Below are 570 nucleotides of genomic sequence, written 5' to 3'. Positions count from 1 at the left end.
CACGAAAACCTATTTAACTCGAAATACTTCCTCGATGTGTTTGTTGTTGGTGTTGGCGGTGTTGGCGGTGAGCTGGTGGATCAGATCCAACGTCAACAATCCAAACTGGCAGAAAAAGGTATCGTGATTCGAGTGTGTGGTTTAGCAAATAGCAAAGGCTTGCTACTCGATAGTGAAGGCTTACCACTAGAACACTGGCGCGACCGCATGTCTGCGGCAACAGAAGAATTCAGTCTAGCTCGTTTAATCGCGTTGGTTCAGCGCAATCACATCATCAACCCTGTACTTGTGGATTGTACGTCTAGTGAAGACATCGCAAATCAATATGCAGACTTTCTAGCTGCAGGTTTTCACGTGGTCACACCAAACAAAAAAGCAAACACAGCAAGCATGGCGTACTACCATCAGCTTCGAGATGTCGCTCGTAGCTCGCGTCGCAAGTTGATGTACGAAACAACCGTAGGGGCAGGCCTACCGGTTATCGAAAACCTACAAAACCTGATTGCAGCAGGCGATGAGCGTGAACGATGTAGTGGCATGTTGTCAGGTTCACTGTCTTACATCTTCGGT

General features: G+C 47.5%; 1 pseudogene. It reads left to right on the top strand.

The window, feature by feature from the left end:
- Positions 1–570 (top strand): annotated as a pseudogene (thrA, locus tag R7190_RS29460) (bifunctional aspartate kinase/homoserine dehydrogenase I); the annotation flags it as partial.

This window comes from Vibrio sp. 1078-1, assembly GCF_033340475.1.
This window is presented reverse-complemented; position numbering and strand designations above follow the sequence as displayed.